The sequence below is a fragment of the Actinoplanes sp. NPDC051470 genome (assembly GCF_040682035.1).
Taxonomy (GTDB): Bacteria; Actinomycetota; Actinomycetes; order Mycobacteriales; family Micromonosporaceae; genus Actinoplanes.
The window spans coordinates 1-3,490 of record NZ_JBFBAA010000077.1; the positions used below are offsets into that span (position 1 = coordinate 1).

Genomic DNA, 3,490 nt, shown 5'->3' on the forward strand with positions numbered 1-3,490 from the left:
TCGACCAGCGCGGCGGTAGGTTGCGCGTCGCGGTCCTCGAGGTGTTGACGGACCTGCTCGCGCAGGTGGTTGTGCATCCGGTTCAGGGTGCGGTCGCGAGTCCAGGTTTTGACGTAGTGATAGACGAGTTTGTGGTGCGGAAAGTCGGCGGGCAGAGCGTCCCACTGGCAACCGGTCCGGTCCAGGTAACGGATCGCGTCGACGACGTCACGGCGCGGGTAGATGATCGGCCGGCCGCGGCCGGTCCCGGCCGGGACGTGCGGGGCCAGGACTTGCGTCACCCAATGTCCAAGTGCCACCGGGAAGAGAAAGAGACGTCATGGTCATACCTTTCTTGAGAAATGGGCTGGGCGGCGGTGGTCTCTGCCGCCAAGCTTCCGAAGCCGGCCGACCATCGGCTTCAGGCGAGGGGCCGGGCGGTGGTCACGTTTCCCAGCTGCTGGGTCAGGAACAATGCGGCGCGATCGAGGGCCTGGTCGGCCTCATCCAGGGCCCCGCCCGCGAACATCTGAAACACGTGGGGGACGCCGGCCACGACGTCGAGGATGACGTCGACGTCCGCGGCCCGGGCGCGCTCCGCCATGCGGGTGGCGTCGTCGAGAAGCACCTCGTTGGTCCCCACCTGCAGCAGCACTGGTGGCAAGCCGGTGAGATCTCCGACGACAGCGGGACTGAGCAACTCGTCTCGCGGGTCGTGCCCGGCGAGATAGGTCTGCATGATGGGTTCGAGATTCTCACGGTTGAACATCGGATCGATGCCGGCTTTGGTATCCATGCTTGCGCCGGTCAAGGTCATGTCCAGGCTCGGTGAGAATGCGACGACTGCTGCCGGCATCGGCAGGCCCGCCGCTCGTGCGGCGAGGCAAGCCGCGATCGAGAAGTTTCCGCCGGCTGAATCCCCGGCGAAGACCACCGTCGAAGGATCAGTGCCGCTGTCCAGTAGTTCGCGGTATGCGGCGAGGCAGTCGTCGAGGCCGGCCGGGAACGGGTCTTCGGGCGCGAGGCGGTAGTCGAGCGAGACTGCGACGACCCCGGTTCGCGCGACGAGGTTCGCCGTGATGCTCATGGCCGTGTCGGGTGATCCCAGGGCCCATGCGCCGCCGTGGAAGTACAGGATCGCTCCCGGCTGGGCGCCGGCTTCGGGTTCGACTGTGACCGCGGGCCGTCCGCCCAGGACAGTCTGCTTCTGGCGCACTGTGGTGGGTACGGCCGCGGTCGCCATGAAGGCGGCGAAGCCCTTGCGGCGCTCGTCGATGGAATCCATGGCTGGCGCTTGCTGGGGCTGGCGCAGAGCGGCGTCAACGGCCTCGCGCTGTTGTTTGCTCATTGCTGTCTCCTCGGATGTTTCTGGGCGAAGCAAGTGCCTCTACGGGACTGACGTGGTTCATCAACTCTGAGCGAGAGGTTGAGAGCGCCTGCACCCATCGATGATCACCCACCGCCCGGGCTCGGACCTTCACCGGGTTACGGGATATTGCTTAGAGTGATCGGCTGCTGACGCAATCGGTGAGCGTGCAGAACGCATCCATTGACCCGTCTGGGGTGTCTCTCAGGATGCGACTGAGGAGCGCAGGTCTTCTACGGCCTCCCAAAGCTGTCGTTCACGGTCAGGGTCGTAGGACTCCTTGGACGAGCGCTCCACTCGTGTGCGGTCGATGTAGGAACCGGAAGGTGCCGGGACGCGTCCGAGCGCGACGTCGGCGAGGCGCCGGCCGGCGACTTTCTGGCTCGACGCCATCGGGGTCAGCGTCATCAGTGGCATGATCCGCCGCCCCACGAACCGGACAGCTGCGCCTGCGTCGCGGCTCAGGCCGGTACCGGGCACGAATCCAGGGTTGTAGCCGACAATGTCGACGCCCTGCGGCAGGCGTCGTGCGTACTCGTGGATGAGGTAAATCGCGGCGAGCTTGCTGGTGGAGTAAGCCGTCCCTCCCGCCGTGACAGTGTCGGCCTCCGGGAACGCGCGGATGCGGGCCAGGCCGGCCGGATCCTGCCAGGACGGCGCGGGCATCATTCCCGCGTTGTGGCGGAAGTCGCCGAAGTGCGCGTCGCTGACGGTGAGGACGATCCGTGACGGCACCTCGAATCGATCCTGCAGAAGGCGGAGAAGGACGTGATTGGCGAGCACGTTGACGGCGAATGTCGCCTCGAATCCGTCCGGGCTCTCCGTGACGTTGTTCGTGTAAAGCAGGCCGGCGTTGCCGATGAATCCGCGCAGCGACGGCAGATCTCCTGTATCGAGCCGTCGGATCAGCTCGTCAGCTGCCGCGCGGACGCTACCCATCGACAACAGGTCCGTCGGGATCGATGTCACGGCGCGCCCGTTGTGGCGGAGCTGGGCGGCGAGCTCGTTTCCCGTGGCGCCACGGGCCAGGAGCACGAGGTGCGCCTCAGCGTCGCCGTCGAGGACGCGCTCGACGGCGACGCGGCCGAACCCGCGAGTCGCGCCGGTCATGACGATGGTGTGGGTCACCGGGTTCTCCCCTTGTTGAAAACTCATGACCGCCTCTAACTATATGGCGTAAATTTACTTTGTATATCGAAGGTAACGCCTCCTTGCTTGATCGTCAACCGCACCCTTTACGAGATATAGTGAGCCTCATGTCACCCCGACCCCGGGCCGCCGAGCGACTCGATCGCGGCGAGCTCCTGTCCACAGCCCTCGCCATCGCGGATGCGGACGGGCTCGACGCCGTCACGCTGCGCCGGGTCGCTGCGGGCTGGAACGTCACTCCCATGGCGCTGTACTGGCACTTCAAGAGCAAGGACGCCCTGCTCGACGCGCTGGTCGAGCGGATACTCGGCGAAATGGAGCTGACCGCCGACAGCGAGCCCGACCTGCGTACGGTGCTGGCGGACCTGCTGCGTGTCCTGCGCGCGCACCCCGCCCTCGCTGAGATCACCCCGCTGCGCTTCATGCGCACGGACGCCGGCATCGATCTGGCCGAGCGGGTCATCGGATTGCTGCGCGCCGAGGGGCACTCGCCGGTGGCCGCAGCGCAGCTGAGCATCTTCCTGCTTAACGCGTTGATCGGGTTGGTGATCCGCCAGCCGGGTGAAACCGCCGTCGCCGACCCGGCCCTGCGGGAGTCCCTGCTCAACGCCAAGCGCGCGCGGCTGAAGTCACTCTCCCCGCAGGACTACCCCCACCTGACCGAAACCGCCGACTTCTTCCTCGGACTTCCCGACGAGCAGGAGTACTACCAGCGAGGCCTGACCATGCTCCTCGACGGGGTACGACTCACCTGAACAGGCCAGCACGGTAATCGAGTTACGAGACATCCCTTAGTAAATAAGGGGTTCGGGTGATCGGCGGCCAGGGTGAAGATCGATGAGGTGCTTGTGTCCGGCGTGGTGGCGTGACATGAGGAAGGGCCTTCGGTACGAGCAAAGGTGACTAGCCAGAAGCTCGAACCCCGAAGGCCCAACCCTGTCTGTATACCTTGTCGCCGGGACCGCCGTATCGATGACCCCGGCCACTCTCGACGCT

4 protein-coding genes are annotated in these 3,490 nt (G+C 65.8%); 1 reads left to right on the top strand and 3 read right to left on the bottom strand.

What is annotated here, in order from left to right; genetic code table 11:
- From AB0M54_RS47760 to AB0M54_RS47770, 3 genes are all read right to left on the bottom strand, one after another.
- The coding region (locus AB0M54_RS47760; RefSeq protein WP_364334876.1) for a transposase at positions 1-281 on the bottom strand (281 nt) is incomplete at its 3' end.
- A 119-nt stretch (positions 282-400) separates the two neighbouring features.
- Positions 401-1,327: an alpha/beta hydrolase gene (locus AB0M54_RS47765; RefSeq protein WP_364480014.1), complete on the bottom strand. Its 927-nt coding sequence runs from the start codon at positions 1,325-1,327 to the stop codon at positions 401-403.
- Between the two features lie 222 nt (positions 1,328-1,549).
- The gene (locus AB0M54_RS47770; protein ID WP_364334870.1) at positions 1,550-2,473 is read right to left on the bottom strand and encodes an SDR family NAD(P)-dependent oxidoreductase; all 924 of its coding nucleotides are present in this window, start codon (positions 2,471-2,473) and stop codon (positions 1,550-1,552) included.
- Between the two features lie 128 nt (positions 2,474-2,601).
- Between AB0M54_RS47770 and AB0M54_RS47775 the strand changes: the two genes are divergently transcribed.
- The gene (locus tag AB0M54_RS47775) at positions 2,602-3,249 is read left to right on the top strand and encodes a TetR family transcriptional regulator (RefSeq protein ID WP_364334867.1); all 648 of its coding nucleotides are present in this window, start codon (positions 2,602-2,604) and stop codon (positions 3,247-3,249) included.
- The last annotated feature ends 241 nt before the right edge of the window (positions 3,250-3,490 follow it).